This is a genomic window from Arthrobacter sp. NPDC093139 (genome assembly GCF_044754165.1).
Classification (GTDB): Bacteria; Actinomycetota; Actinomycetes; order Actinomycetales; family Micrococcaceae; genus Arthrobacter.
In genome coordinates this window covers 46,066-60,051 of record NZ_JBIVOO010000004.1, presented here as the reverse complement: position 1 = coordinate 60,051, position 13,986 = coordinate 46,066, and the positions used below count along the sequence as shown (strand labels likewise).

At 66.7% G+C, this 13,986-nt stretch carries 12 protein-coding genes and 1 pseudogene; 11 read left to right on the top strand and 2 right to left on the bottom strand.

Going from position 1 to position 13,986, the window contains the following annotated elements; genetic code table 11:
• Positions 1-58: 58 nt before the first annotated feature.
• From ACIP90_RS08145 to ACIP90_RS08105, 9 genes and pseudogenes are all read left to right on the top strand, one after another.
• Positions 59-1,771 (top strand): hypothetical protein, encoded by a 1,713-nt coding sequence (locus tag ACIP90_RS08145; protein ID WP_400578410.1) that lies wholly within the window; start codon positions 59-61, stop codon positions 1,769-1,771.
• A gap of 120 nt (positions 1,772-1,891) precedes the next feature.
• A complete protein-coding gene (locus tag ACIP90_RS08140; protein ID WP_400578408.1) occupies positions 1,892-2,917 on the top strand; it encodes a co-chaperone YbbN in 1,026 nt (341 codons plus the stop codon).
• 26 nt (positions 2,918-2,943) lie between these two features.
• Positions 2,944-3,099, top strand: a pseudogene (locus tag ACIP90_RS08135) (NADH:flavin oxidoreductase/NADH oxidase); the annotation flags it as partial.
• A gap of 155 nt (positions 3,100-3,254) precedes the next feature.
• Positions 3,255-4,019: an ABC transporter ATP-binding protein gene (locus tag ACIP90_RS08130; protein WP_400578406.1), complete on the top strand. Its 765-nt coding sequence runs from the start codon at positions 3,255-3,257 to the stop codon at positions 4,017-4,019.
• Positions 4,001-5,572, top strand: coding sequence for a transporter (locus ACIP90_RS08125; protein WP_400578404.1), 1,572 nt, complete (start codon positions 4,001-4,003; stop codon positions 5,570-5,572). The genes ACIP90_RS08130 and ACIP90_RS08125 overlap by 19 nt, the downstream gene beginning before the upstream one ends.
• A gap of 133 nt (positions 5,573-5,705) precedes the next feature.
• Positions 5,706-6,488 (top strand): glucosamine-6-phosphate deaminase, encoded by a 783-nt coding sequence (gene nagB / locus ACIP90_RS08120; protein ID WP_400578403.1) that lies wholly within the window; start codon positions 5,706-5,708, stop codon positions 6,486-6,488.
• 77 nt (positions 6,489-6,565) lie between these two features.
• Complete coding sequence (locus ACIP90_RS08115) at positions 6,566-6,907, top strand: DUF3039 domain-containing protein (RefSeq protein WP_400578402.1); 342 nt, start codon at positions 6,566-6,568, stop codon at positions 6,905-6,907.
• Entirely contained in the window at positions 6,907-8,685 is a 1,779-nt protein-coding gene (locus tag ACIP90_RS08110; RefSeq protein ID WP_400578400.1) for a DEAD/DEAH box helicase, read from the top strand. The genes ACIP90_RS08115 and ACIP90_RS08110 overlap by 1 nt, the downstream gene beginning before the upstream one ends.
• A gap of 199 nt (positions 8,686-8,884) precedes the next feature.
• Positions 8,885-10,750, top strand: a complete 1,866-nt coding sequence (locus tag ACIP90_RS08105; RefSeq protein ID WP_400578399.1) for a substrate-binding domain-containing protein — start codon at positions 8,885-8,887, stop codon at positions 10,748-10,750.
• A gap of 16 nt (positions 10,751-10,766) precedes the next feature.
• Here the strand turns inward: ACIP90_RS08105 and ACIP90_RS08100 are convergent, their stop codons facing one another.
• Both ACIP90_RS08100 and ACIP90_RS08095 read right to left on the bottom strand, forming a co-directional pair.
• Positions 10,767-11,402: an isochorismatase family protein gene (locus ACIP90_RS08100; protein WP_400578398.1), complete on the bottom strand. Its 636-nt coding sequence runs from the start codon at positions 11,400-11,402 to the stop codon at positions 10,767-10,769.
• 9 nt (positions 11,403-11,411) lie between these two features.
• A complete protein-coding gene (locus ACIP90_RS08095) occupies positions 11,412-12,740 on the bottom strand; it encodes a nicotinate phosphoribosyltransferase (protein ID WP_400578396.1) in 1,329 nt (442 codons plus the stop codon).
• Between the two features lie 213 nt (positions 12,741-12,953).
• Between ACIP90_RS08095 and clpS the strand changes: the two genes are divergently transcribed.
• Positions 12,954-13,334, top strand: coding sequence for an ATP-dependent Clp protease adapter ClpS (clpS, locus tag ACIP90_RS08090; protein WP_400578395.1), 381 nt, complete (start codon positions 12,954-12,956; stop codon positions 13,332-13,334).
• Positions 13,327-13,893: a DUF2017 domain-containing protein gene (locus tag ACIP90_RS08085; RefSeq protein ID WP_400578392.1), complete on the top strand. Its 567-nt coding sequence runs from the start codon at positions 13,327-13,329 to the stop codon at positions 13,891-13,893. Before clpS ends, ACIP90_RS08085 begins: the two co-directional genes overlap by 8 nt.
• Positions 13,894-13,986 lie beyond the last annotated feature (93 nt).

The following is a 13,986-nucleotide window of genomic DNA, read 5'->3' as shown; positions in this document are numbered from 1 at the left end:
GGATTGGTAACAAAACGGTTACTATTGAAGGCAAACCCCCGCTGATGATAGGACTCCTTTGCGTTTCAAGACTGCAGTTGCACTCGTGCTGCTCGGCCTCCTGACACTGCTCGCCGGCATCGGACAGAAGACGGTGTGGGCCCCCGCCGAGACGGTGACCGCCACGGCGCCCGCCGATGCCGAAGCCGCGCCGCTGACCGTTATCGACCAGAAGCTCCGCACCCTCGAAGGCGGAACAGTGACCATCAAGGTCAAGGGTGAGGGCAACTTCCTCCTCGCCGCAGGCCGCCCTGACGACGTCACTGCCTGGGTGGGCAAGACGGCGCACAACACGGTCACCGGGCTCTCCGAGGACAAGAAGTCCCTGCAGGTGGAGCGCACCGACGGTGAAGCAGCCGCCCCGTCGCCGGCCGGATCGGACCTCTGGGTTTCCAGCGAAAACGCCAGCGGCGAACTGGACTACACGTGGTCCCCACCCGCAGACGGCGAGTGGTCGCTCCTGCTGGCCAGTGACGGCAAGAAGCCCGCGCCGTCGTCGATTTCCATGACCTTCCCCAACGACACCTCCACGCCGTGGGCTGTGCCGTTCATGGTGATGGGCGCACTCCTCATGCTCGCCGGTGCTGCGCTCCTGGTGCTCAAGCCCAAGGGCAGCAACCGCGGAACACCGGGGCAGGGCGGCTCCGCCGCCGGTCCGGGCAACCTGTTCGCCAAGCGTGCCAAGGCCGCAGCCGGTTCCTCCTCCTCGCGCATGAGCCTCATCGTGGCCGCGTCCACCGCCGCGCTGCTCGCCGGAACGGGCGCTGCCGCCCAGGCCAGCCAGACGCCGGAGCCGGCTGCGACGCAGGGGGCGTCCTCCACGGCGGCCGCCTCCGGCGATGCCGGCGCCGCGCCAGTGCTTCTGGACGCCCAGTTCCGCCGGATCCTGGAGCAGGTGGCGAGTGCCACAGACTCCGGCGACGCAGCAAAGGACTCCAAGAAGCTTGCCGCCCGCGTTGCCGGGACGGAGCTCGAGGTACGCACGCAGAACTACAAGATCCGTTCCCGCGTGGCTTCCTACGACGCACGCATGCCGGTCCGCGCGACCAAGCTGCTGACCACCGTGGTGACCAGCAACCGCGCCTGGCCGCGCCAGGTGCTGGCCGTAACGCAGGGTGAGGGCAATGTGGTGCCCCAGCTGCTGACCCTGGTCCAGAAGTCCCCGCGCGACAACTACAAGCTGGTGGGCACCAGCCCGCTCCAGCCCGGAACCACGTTCCCGTCGATTGCCCGGAACGGCACCGAGTCACTGGCCCCCGGCGACAAGTCCGGTCTACTGTACAGCGGGCAGGAAGCACTCTCCGGTCTTGCTGACCGGCTGACCAACGCGAACTCCACGTTCAAGAGCAAGCTGGTGGAGGGCGAGTCCTCGCCGTACATCGCGGACACGCTGTCCTACCAGGCCGACGTCGTGAAGTCGGGCGTGAACGGTGAGTTCGCCTTCGCCCACAAGGTCGTCCCAGACGCCACCGTGGTCTTCCGCACCGCGGATGGCGGAGCCTTGGTGCTCGGCCGCCTCACCTTCAATTTCGATGGCACGCCCAAGGCTGAAGGTGACAAGCTCACCATCGGAAACGACGCCGCAGTCCTCGCCGGGGGCAAGGAAACCACCTCCGGCATGGTGCTGAACTTTGCTGAATCCGTGGCTGTCTATGTTCCGCCGACCGGATCGAAGGACCCGATGAAGCTCGTGGCCGCCACACGCGGACTCGTCGGAGCCAGCTTCAAGTAAACGCAGGACTCTCTGTTAACAGAGCACCGTTGCCGCGGCCCGCGGCAACGGTGCTCTCTGCGTTAACAGTGCTGCGTTAACGTGCTTCCTGCGGCGCAGGGAGTGGCTAGAGTGGAAGCTATGAGTTCGCCAGCTTCCCGTCCTGTCCCTTCAGCCGCCGACAGCCACCTCAATCTTCGCGGCGCCGTCGATCTGTCCGCACTCAAGCAGCGCCAAACGCCGCCAGCGGCTCCCGCCGCAGGCACCGCCCCGGCAGGCACTGCCGCCGGGAACGGACCGGCGGGAACGGCCCCGGCCGGCGCGCAGGGCGCCGCCGGCTCCGAGGCGCCTGCGCTCCGGGTCGAGGTCACCGAGGCCAACTTCCAGGACCTCGTGGAGCTTTCGACGCAGGTGCCTGTGGTGTTCGCACTCTGGGCGGCGTACTCGCCGGAATCGGCGGGCGTGCTTGATGCACTGGAGCGGATCGTGCAGGGGTATGCCGGCCGGCTGGTGCTCGGCACGGCGGACATCGACGCCTTTCCCCAGCTTGCCCAGGCATTCCAGGTGCAGGCCGTGCCCACGGTGGTGGCGGTGCTCAAGGGCCAGCCCGTTCCGCTGTTCCAGGGCGGGGCGGATGAGCAGCAGATCCGCGCACTGCTCGACGAACTGCTTAAGGTCGCCGCAGCCAATGGCGTGTCCGGAAACGTCGGCGGGGCTGCCACGGCCGAGCCTGCCCCCGCGCCGGTCCCGCCGCTGCATCAGGCTGCGTTCGATGCCATTGAGGCAGGGGATTATGCCGCAGCTGCGGCGGCCTACCGGCAGGCCCTCACGGAGATGCCGGCCGACGCCGAGGCCAAGGCAGGCCTGGCACAGGTTGAACTCATGGACCGGCTCCAGAAGCTGTCCGGCCCCGACGGCGAGGCGATCCGGGAACGTGCGGCCGAGGAGCCCGACAACCTGGATGCCCAGCTCGGGGTCGCCGACCTCGACGTTGCCGGCGGACACGTGGAGGATGCCCTGAACCGCGTGGTGGCATTCATCGGCAGGAACTTCGGACCGGAGCGTGAGGCAGCCCGCGTGCGGCTGCTGGAGCTGTTCGACGTCGTTGGAAGCACCGACCCGCGAGTCGCGAAAGCCCGTCAGGCGCTGGCCCGGGTGCTGTTCTAGCGACAGTTCCGGCCCTCTTCAGGCCGCTGTCCCTCCGTTCGCTCCAGCTGCAGCACCGGGGCTGGGTTTCGCCCATGTGCCAGTACAGCTGCGACCCGGAAGCCGCGCCAGGCGTGCCCAACGACTGGCACCTCATGCACCTGGGCTCCTTCGCCGCCGGGGGAGCGGCCCTGATCCTCACGTGGGTACCTCAGTACGAGCGGGCGGTGCCCCGGCGCACGTTTTGACCGCCCCGCAGCTGCGCGCGGCCCTCCTCCCTGAGACGGACCCGCCGCCCGCGGCGCTTTACTCCCTGAGGGGGATCCCCCTGCGGACGCGGCGCGGATAGGGTGAGTTCATGAGTGTTCCCTCCGCAGCCCTGTCCATCAGGGGACTTGCCAAGCGCTTCGGCAGCAAGATCGCCGTCGACGGTATCAGCCTGGAGGTTCCTGCCGGTTCCTTCTTCGGAATTGTGGGCCCGAATGGCGCAGGCAAGACCACCACGCTGTCCATGGCCACCGGGCTGCTGCGGCCCGACTTCGGCACGGCGGTGGTCCACGGCGTGGACGTTTGGGCGCGGCCGCTGGAAGCCAAGAAGCTGATGGGTATCCTGCCGGACGGGATCAGGCTCTTCGACAGGCTCACGGGCGAACAGCTCGTCACGTACGCGGGCCTGCTGCGCGGCATGGACAAGGCGGTGGTCTCGGCCCGCGTCGGGGAACTGCTGGCTGCGCTGGACCTTGGCGGGGACGCCGGAACCTTGGTGGTGGACTACTCGGCCGGCATGACCAAGAAAATAGCCCTTGCCTCAGCCCTGATCCATGCACCCAAAGTGCTGGTCCTGGACGAGCCCTTCGAATCAGTTGACCCGGTCTCCGCAGCAAACATCCGCGACATCCTGGAGCGATACGTCGCCACCGGAGGAACCGTGATCGTCTCCAGCCACGTCATGGACCTGGTGCAGAGGATGTGTGACCACGTTGCCGTCGTTGCCGCAGGACGGCTCCTGGCCGCAGGGACGGTGGCGGACGTCCGCGGTGGCCTCACCCTGGAAGAGCGGTTCGTTCAACTGGTGGGCGGAAAGGTCCAGACCGGGGGGCTCGAGTGGTTGCGCACCTTCTGAGACTGAAACTCACCCTGCTGCGGAACGGGCTGCGGCGGAGTCCATTGCAGCTCTTCGGCCTGGCAATCGGCGGGCTGTACGCCCTGGGGACCGTGGGCATGTGTGTCGCTGCGCTGCTCTTCCTCGGCCAGCAGGACCCGGTGCTGGCCCAGACCGTTGTGGTGCTGGGCGGCTCGGCGGCCCTGCTCGGTTGGGGGATCGTGCCCGTGGTTGCCGCGACGGCCGACATGACGCTGGACCCCGCACGGTTCACAACCTCGGCCATCCCCATGCCCCAGTTGCTGGCAGGCCTTGCTGTGGGCGGCCTGATCGGGATTCCCGGGCTGGCTACGGCACTGGTGGCCCTGGCGACGGTGGGCACCTGGTGGCGTGGCTTCATCCCGGCTGCCGGAGCCCTCACTGGTGCCGTCCTTGCCGTGCTGAGCTGTGTTGTTTTGTCCAAGGTGGTCACCACTGCCACAGCCAGCCTGGCTGCGTCGCGGCGCTTCAAGGATGCCAGTGCATTGGCCTTCATGGTGCCCCTGATCCTGATGGGTCCGATCGTGGCCGCGATAGCACAGGGGATTGCGGACTCCCGGGACTTTCTCACCGAACTTGCGCGGGTTCTGTCCTGGACGCCCCTCGGCGCAGCCTGGTCACTGGGCGGGGAGCTCGCGGCGGGGCGTCCCGTTGATGCAGCCCTGAAGCTCCTCATCGGTGTGGTGACCCTCGCAGGCATGACCTGGTGCTGGAAACTCCTGCTGGAGCGGGCCCTGGTCACGCCGTCCTACGCCGGGAGCAACCGCCGGACCGGCGGCCGGATGGGGCTGTTCGGGCTGTTTCCTGCCTCGCCCACAGGCGCCATTGCGGCCCGTTCCCTGACATATTGGTTCCGGGATCCCCGGTACTCCGGATCCCTCGTGGCCATTCCGCTCCTGCCAGTGGTGCTCGCGTTCCAGGGAAGCCAGACGGGCAACTTCGGCATCATCATGATCGTCGGCCCGCTGACCGCATTCCTACTGGCCTGGTCCATCTCGGCCGATGTGTCCTACGACAACACCGCATTCGCCCTGCACCTCGCCGCGGGAGTCCGTGGCCTGCATGACCGGCTGGGACGCGCTCTGGCCTGCCTCACGTTTGCCTTGCCCACCGTGCTGGTCCTCGCGGTGGGGCCGTTCTTCCTGACCGGGGACTGGGAGTGGCTGCCCGCCATACTGGGGCTGTCCCTCGGAGTGCTGTTGAGCGGGCTTGGCCTCGCGTCAGTGGTTTCGGCCCGCTATACGGCGGCGGTTCCGCTTCCCGGGGACAGCCCCTTCAAGAAACCGCCCGGAAACGTCGGCCAGACCCTGGCCGTTCAGTTCTGCGGCATGGGCATCCTGCTCGTGCTGACGATTCCGGAGGCCGCCCTGGTCATCGCCCAGTCCGTAACCGGCGACCCGGCCTTTGGCTGGGCGAGCCTTGCCGTCGGGCCGCTGCTGGGCATGGCCCTCTTTGTGGCAGGCGTACGCATCGGCGGACGCTGGCTGGACGCCCGCGGACCCGAGCTGCTGGCGCAGCTGACAGTCAACAGGTAAGGGCCTGCCGGTGCAGCTCCACACGTGTTTGACTATGCAGGAGGTTGACCGTGCAGGAGCTTGACTTTGCACGAGACCGCTGGCCTGGACCGCACGCGTCCGGTCAACACCGAGAGATGAAAGGCGGTGGACCGTGGAGGTCGTGATCCTTCCCGGCAACAGGCAGATCGCCTCGCTGGCAGCGGATGCCATCCAGGCGCTGCTGCGCCGCAAGCCCAATGCGGTCCTGGGGCTGGCCACAGGTTCGTCGCCCCTTCCCGTTTACGACGAACTGGCCTCGCGCCACGAGCGCGGCCTGCTGGACTTCAGCCGCGTCCATGGCTTTCTGCTGGACGAGTACGTGGGGCTGGAAGCCGGCCATCCGGAGTCCTACCTGGAAGTCATCCGCAGGGACTTTGCCGGCAGGGTCAACATTCCTCGGGAAAACGTCCACGGCCCGGACGGCAGCGCCAAGGACATACCCGCCGCGTGCCGGGCGTACGAGGACGCCATCAGGGAGAGCGGGGGAGTGGACCTGCAGCTGCTCGGCTTGGGAACCGACGGGCACATCGGCTTCAACGAACCCGGTTCATCGCTGGCTTCCAGGACGCGCATCAAGACGCTCATAGAGCAGACACGCCGGGACAACGCCCGCTTCTTCGGCAGCCTTGGCGAGGTGCCCCACCACGTGCTGACCCAGGGACTGGGCACCATCCTCGAATCACGCCACGCGGTGCTCGTGGCCACCGGGGCACAGAAAGCCCAGGCGGTCCATGATCTCGTCGAGGGGCCGCTGGCGGCGGTCTGCCCCGCCTCGGTCCTGCAGTTGCACCCGCACGCATCCATCCTGATTGACGAGGCTGCGGCGTCGTCGCTGAAACTGGCCGACTACTACCGCCACTCGTACGACCACAAGCCGGCCTGGCAGGACCTGTAGACGCCGCGGCCTGCCGATGTGCGCCGCTGCGCGGCTCGGGTCCCGGGTCCGCAACCCTCGTTCCGGGACGGGCTAAGATGGATGGCATGACTAGCATGACGGATCCTCTCGACAACGACCCCATGCGTGAGCTCTCCGGAGCCGGATCGTCCACGGCCACCATTGAGCGCGAGGAACAGCGCCAGGAAGTGGAGCCCGGCGACCGAGAGCGCTTTTCGCACTACGTCCGCAAGGAAAAAATCATGGAGTCCGCGCTGACCGGTGAGCCCGTCATCGCGTTGTGCGGCAAGGTCTGGACGCCCGGGCGTGACCCGCAGAAATTCCCCGTCTGCCCGATGTGCAAAGAGGTCTATGACGGCCTGCGCCCGGGAAATGACGGCGGCAAGGGGTCCGGCGGGGACTCAGGCAACAACAAGTAGTGACGGAGACACTCTTCGGCGGACCCACCCTGCCCCCGGCTTATCCGGAACGTGCAGCCTGGGGAACCGCCCCGAAGCTCCGTGCCTGGCAGCAGGAAGCCCTTGACCGCTACTTCAGCACTGGTCCGCGCGACTTCCTGGCTGTGGCGACCCCCGGCGCTGGCAAGACCACCTTTGCCCTTCGTGTGGCGTCCATGCTCATCGAATCCGGTGCCGTCAACCGGGTGACCATCGTTGCCCCCACGGACCACCTGAAGAGGCAATGGGCTGACGCTGCCGCACGCGTTGGGATCGCCATCGATCCGAACTTCAAGAATTCCGACGGCCAGCACGGCCGCGGCTTCATCGGGGTTGCGGTCACGTATGCCCAAGTGGCCAGCAAGCCCCTGCTGCACCGCGCCAAGACCGAGGCCGCACGCACACTGGTCATCCTGGACGAGATCCACCACGGTGGCGAGGCGCTCTCCTGGGGAGACGGCTTGCGCGAGGCCTTCGATCCCGCGGTCCGTCGCCTGTCGCTGACCGGTACGCCTTTCCGCTCCGACACCTCGCCCATTCCGTTCGTGGAGTATGCGGAGGACCGCGACGGCATCAGACGGTCCAAAGCGGACTACACCTACGGCTACGGCAATGCGCTGCGCGACCACGTGGTGAGGCCGGTCATGTTCATGGCGTATTCGGGCCAGATGCGCTGGCGCACCAGCGCCGGCGAGGAAATGGCCGCTTCCCTGGGCGAGGCTGCCGTGACCAAGGATGTCACGTCCCAGGCGTGGCGCACTGCCCTGAACCCCGCCGGGGAGTGGATTCCGGCAGTGCTGGCCGGAGCGGACAAGCGCCTGAGCGAAGTGCGCCGCTCGGTACCCGATGCAGGCGGCCTGGTGATTGCGACGGACCATGAGGACGCAAGGGCGTATGCTGGCCAGCTGAAGAAGATCACCGGCGAATCGCCCACCGTCATTCTGTCGGACGACGCCAAGGCATCGAGCAAGATCGAAGAATTCTCGGCGAACGAAAAGCGCTGGATGGTGGCCGTGCGCATGGTGTCCGAAGGTGTGGACGTTCCGCGTCTTTCCGTGGGCGTGTATGCCACCTCGACCTCCACGCCCCTGTTCTTCGCCCAGGCGGTGGGACGCTTTGTCCGCGCCCGGAAGCGCGGCGAGACCGCCTCGGTGTTCCTGCCCTCCGTGCCGCAGCTGATGGCGCTGGCCAACAGCATGGAGGCGGAACGCGACCACGCCCTGGACCGGCCGGAAAAGGAGGACGGTGACGGCCTCTTCAATCCGGAAGATTCGCTGATGGACGAGGCCAACCGCGAGGACAAGGCCTCTGACAGCCTGACCAAGGGCAAGTTCGAGGCCCTTGATTCCCAGGCGTCCTTCGACCGTGTGTTGTTCGACGGCGGCGAATTCGGCACGGGCGGCGACATCGGGTCCGAGGACGAGCTGGACTTCCTCGGCATTCCTGGCCTGCTGGACGCCGAACAGGTGGGGACCCTCCTGCGTCAGCGGCAGCACGAGCAGCAGAGCCGGAAAAAGCGCCAGGGTCCGGCGGCGGCGCCCGCGGCGCCGGCAGTTCCGGACCACCGGATGCTGATGGACCTGCGGAACGAGCTCGCCAAGAACGTGGCCGCCTGGTCCGCCCGGACCGGAACTCCCCACGGCGTGGTCCACACGAAGCTGCGCACTGTCTGTGGCGGCCCGCCCGTGGCGCAGGCCAACGAGGAGCAGCTGCAGTCCAGGCTCAAGAAGCTTCAGGACTGGTTCGTCGGCCGCAAGTAGCTATATGACTTCGATTCACCCTTGATGTGACTTCGATTCACCCTGGACGGCCGGCATTGTATATCCTCTTAGGTGCGTATCCGGATGCCATCCGCATCGGGGCGGGGGCTAGGCGCACTTGGCGGCCAGCGCCGCCGCGAGCCAGTTTATGCCGGTATGTTGCAGCTGCGACATATCCCTGGATGTCAAGGATACGAACATGGGCCGTCGCCGTGCCCCCACCAAGCCAAGCTACCCCGGTTGGATCCGGACCTCAGTTGTGGCGGCAGCCCTGGTTGTGGGTCTTATCGCCGCGGCTCTGGTCCTGCCGCCCCTCCTCACTCCGGGCGGTATCGACTCATCACAGTCCGCCGCCACTGGGACGCAGGCAGAAGCGGTCCTTCCGGAGGACCGCCCTGCTGTCAGCGAAGGCGCTGCCCCTTGCATTCCCCTCAGGGTCCTGGCATCACTCGAAAACGCCGACATGGTCCGGTCGCTGGCGGCTGCCTACCTTGCCAAGCCGCGCAGCGTGGACGGCAAGTGCGTCTCGGTAAAGGTGGACCAGGAAAAATCAGGAGTGGCGGCCACCCGGATGGCAGACGGATTTGCCTCCATTCCTGCCGCCGAACGGCCCGCCGTCTGGCTGCCGGACTCCACGGCCTGGCTGCGTGTAGCCGAGGACCGCGCTGGGAACGCCGTCCGGCAGGATGGCGCCAGCGTGGCGAGGAGCGGGATCGTGGTGGCCATGCCGGCCTCGATGGCCAAGGCGATCGGCTGGGACACCAAGGCACCGACGTGGGCCGAAGTCTTCGCGGTGTCGAAGGACCCTGGCGTCTGGGAACGCCTTGGCCATGCGGACTGGGGCAAATTCAAGTTCGGCAAGGCCAGCCCCACAGTTTCCACGTCCGGGCTCATGGGCCTGCTGGCGTCCTACGGCGTGGCCGGTGGGAACCTTAAGGACATCCAAAACGATCAGCTGACCCAGCCCTCCGTCATAACCAAGGTCAAGGATGGCGAGCTGAGCACAAGCCATTACATGGCCACGCCGGAGCACTTCCTCTGGCACGCCCGGCAGGCGGACGACGCCGGAGACGTTTCAGAATTCCTCTCGGCCGTTATCGTCGATGAAAAGTCCGTATGGGACTACAACCGGGGAATTTCGAGCAACGACGGTGTCACGAAGCAGGCGGGCCCCGCACCAAGGGAGCCGCTGCTGGCCATCTACCCCAGCGACGGCGTCATGGTTGCCGACAATCCCGCTGTGGCCCTCTCCGGCGACTGGGTCAGCAGCCAGCAGCGCCTCGCTGCCGAGGACTTCCTGGCCTACACCCGGACGGAGCAGGGCCAAGAAGTGGTCAAAACCACCGGCTACCGCACCATTCAGGACAAGGTGGACCCCACTGTCGCCAACACCGGGCACTATGCGCGGTTCCTGCAGCCGGTCCCGCTTCCCAGCGCGGACGTCCTGGTCGACGTCCAGAAGAGCTTTCCCAAAATCCGTAAAAGGGCCCGGGCGCTGTTCCTGCTGGACGTCTCCGGTTCCATGGGCCAGGAGATTGCCCCGGGCGTAACCCGCTTGCAGGGCGCCAAGAACGCCGTTACCCGTGCCTTGGAGCACTTCACCGACGACGACAAACTGGGGTTGGCAGCGTTCTCCCATGTGGCGGATGGCCCGCTGACTCCCGGTCTGGTCAGCCCGGTGGCCCCCTTCAAGACGAACAAGGGCGATCTGCTGGCCGAACTCGATGCCCTGCAGCCGGTGGCCGCCACACCACTCTACGAAGCCGTGGGGCAGTTCGCCGCCGAACAGGCCAGCGAATACAACGAATCCGAAATCAACACGATCGTGCTCCTGAGCGATGGCAAGAACGACACAACCCATCCCGGTGACCTAAAGTCGCTGACGGAGCAGCTGAGCCATCAGCACCACAGCACCCCGGTGCTCGTGTTCACCCTCGCCTACGGTGCTGACGCCGACACCGAATCACTGCGGGCCATCGCCATGGCCAGCGGTGCACACTTCTACGACGCCACTGACCCGAACCACTTGGAAGCCGTGCTGGGTGACCTCGTGACCAGCTTCTAGGCACGCTGTTCGCGACCTATTCGAGGTCGACGCCTCCCAGTTCCAGTTCGGCGTAGGTGTCGTCCAGGTCCTCGGCGATTCCCGCCGTCAGCCGCTTGATCACGGTGACTGAGTAGCCCGCCTGCACGGCATCCAGGGAGGTGGCCATGACGCAGTGGTCGGTGGCGAGGCCCACCACCACGACGTCTTCCACGTCGTGGCTCTGTAGCCAGTCGTCCAGGCCTATGTTGTCCTCTTCGGGCGCGTAGTCCGCATCACCGGGTGAGGGCAGGGAACCGGGCTTCCGGTCGCCGGTGGGCACAGCGTCCTCGGGGGCGAGCAGGCCTTCAAAGCCGGAGTACGCGGCGGTGTGCAGCCCCTTGTGGAAGTAAGCCTGGATGTGTTCCGTCTCGAGGTCCGGGTGAAGCTCGGCGCCCTGCGTTCCCGCGACGCAGTGCGGCGGCCAGCTGTCCTTGAAATCGGGGGTGTCCGAGAAGTGCGCACCGGGATCGATGTGCCAGTCCTGCGTGGCCACGATGTGGTCGAACTGGCCGTGGTGCGCTTCAACGTATTCGCTGATGGCCCCTGCCACTGCGGCGCCGCCTTCCACCGGCAGCGCGCCGCCCTCGCAGAAGTCGTTCTGGACGTCGACAATGATCAGTGCACGTGACATCAGTTCTCCTCAGTTTTCCTCGTAAAGAGTGGGGATGGCCGGCTCGCCGCGCTGCAGGCGGTGAACGACCGCCGGCAGTTCGGCCATTGAGTCGGCGTGGCGCTGGCGGGCACGAAGCACTCCTTCGTGGCCGGTCCAGCCCGGCAGCAGCTCCCCGTTCTTGATGAACTGTTGCAGGAGGGGCCGGTCGTTGCCGTCGTCGAGGGGGCGGTGCCCCACGCCGATGAGTTCCTGGGTGGCCGTGCCGTGCTCGTTGAGCCGGCGGAGGGCGTATTTCCGCCCGCCCTTGCTGATCTTGTTCTTCGCGGTTTTGGCGACGGACACGAAGTCCCCGTCGTCATCCGTGCGGCTAACAAGCTTGTACACCATGCTCGCCGTGGGTGCACCGGAACCCGTGACAAGGGACGTGCCCACTCCGTAGGCGTCCACCGGCGCGGACTGGAGCGCCGCAATGGCGAACTCGTCGAGGTCGGAGGTGACCACGATGCGGGTGTTCTCATTGCCCAGTTCATCGAGCAGCTGCCGCACCCACTGCGCCTGTTCCACCAGGTCCCCCGAGTCGAGCCTGACGGCGCCCAACTTGTCCCCGGCAATGTCCACGGCCGTACGGACGGCGGTTTCGACGTCGTACGTGTCCACGAGCAGCGAGGTACCCGCCCCGAGGGAGGCGACCTGCGCCTCGAACGCGTCGCGTTCGGTGTCGTGGAGCAGGGTGAACGAGTGGGCGGCGGTGCCCACCGTCTTGAGTCCGTAGCGCAGCCCGGCCTCCAGGTTGGAGGTGCTGTCGAAGCCGGCGATGACAGCGGCGCGGGCAGCGGCCGTGGCCGATTCCTCCTGCGTCCGCCGGGAGCCCATCTCGATGCAGGGCCGGTGCCCGGCAGCAGTGATCATCCGGGAGGCCGCCGAGGCGATGGCGCTGTCGTGGTTCAGCACGGAGAGGATATAGGTCTCCAGGATGCAGGCCTCGGCGAACGTCGATTCGACGATCAGGACGGGGGAGTTCGGGAAGTAGGCCTCGCCTTCCGCATAGCCCCAGATGTCCCCGGTGAAGCGGAAGTCGGCCAGGTAGTCCAGGGTTTTCTGGTTGACCACCCGCGTGCGGCCCAGGAACTCCAGTTCAGCCTCGCCAAAGCGGAAAGCCGCGATGCCGTCCAGCAGCCGGCCGGTGCCGCCCACGATCCCGTAGCGCCGGCCGTCGGGCAGCCTGCGTGCGAACGCCTCGAAGACTGACTTGCGGTGCGCGGTGCCCGAATGGAGTGCGGCCTGCAGCATCGTCAGCTCGTAGTGATCGGTGAACAGGGACGTGCGTGGCTGGTTCCAGCCCGGGGAGGTACTCACAAAATCACTCTAGTCCCCACCGGCTCCCACGTCTCGCTTCGCTTCGCCGCGGGGCCCTCGCCGGCGTGGGCCCACCCACCGGCTCCCACGTCTCGCTTCGCTTCGCCGCGGGGCCATCGCCGGCGTGGGCCCACCCACCGGCTCCCACGTCTCGCTTCGCTTCGCCGCGGGGCCCTCGCCGGCGTGGGCCCAGCCTCGCCATAGAATGGACAGATGACCTTAAGCGTTGCGCTCGGCCCTGACACCCAGGAGAGCACCGAAACCGGAACAGCGGTGTCCACCGACGCCCTGACGGCCCCTGACATCCCCTGGAACCTCGTGATCTGGAATGATCCGGTCAATCTCATGAGCTATGTCAGCTTCGTTTTCCAGAGCTATTTCGGCTACTCGGAAAGCAAAGCGAACAGGCTCATGATGGAGGTCCACAGGAAGGGCCGCTCCATTGTTGCCCACGGCAGCAAGGAGCAGGTGGAACAGCACGCGGTGGCCATGCATGGCTTTGGCCTGTGGGCGACGGTTGAGAAGGCCACGGGCGGAAACAGCGGGGGCGGAAAGAACGGCGGCCCGGGCAAGGGCAGGGGAAAACGTGGCTAAGGCTTTCAAATACGGGCTCAAAGGCATCACGGGATTCCTGGAGCCCACGGAGCGGGAGCTGCTGCGCAGCCTGTTCGACGACGTCATCTCGATGCTTGAGCCGGAAGACCGGGGAAAGCAGGATCCGCTCGCCGCAATGATCGGGCTGGACATGGACGTCAAGGAACCGTCGGACCGGGCGCTCCGGAGGCTTTTGCCAGACGTTGTTAAGGACGACGGCGCCGCCTCCCTCGAGTTCCGCCAGCTCACCGAACGTTCCCTGCGGGAAAGCAAGATCGGCGCGCTGCGCGCTGCAGCACTGGACCTGGACAAGGACGAGCTGGTCCTGACCGCGGCGGACGCCCGGCACTGGTCCACTGCCCTGAATGACGTCCGGCTGGTCCTGGCCGAACGGCTCGACATCCGGGACGAGGCCGATGCCGACCACGTCCACCAGATGCAGGACTGGTCCCAGGCGGAAGACGTGGAGAGCTACCTGGCCCTCGTCTACAACTTCACCACGTGGCTGCAGGAGTCTCTCGTGCAGGCCATGCTGCAGTCCCTGGAAACCCGGCCCTAGGCTTTACGTCCGGGCACTCCATCCGCCGGGCCTCCACGTATGGGCGTGCGCGCCGGTTCCCAAATGTGACAAATTCGACACGAGGCGGACACC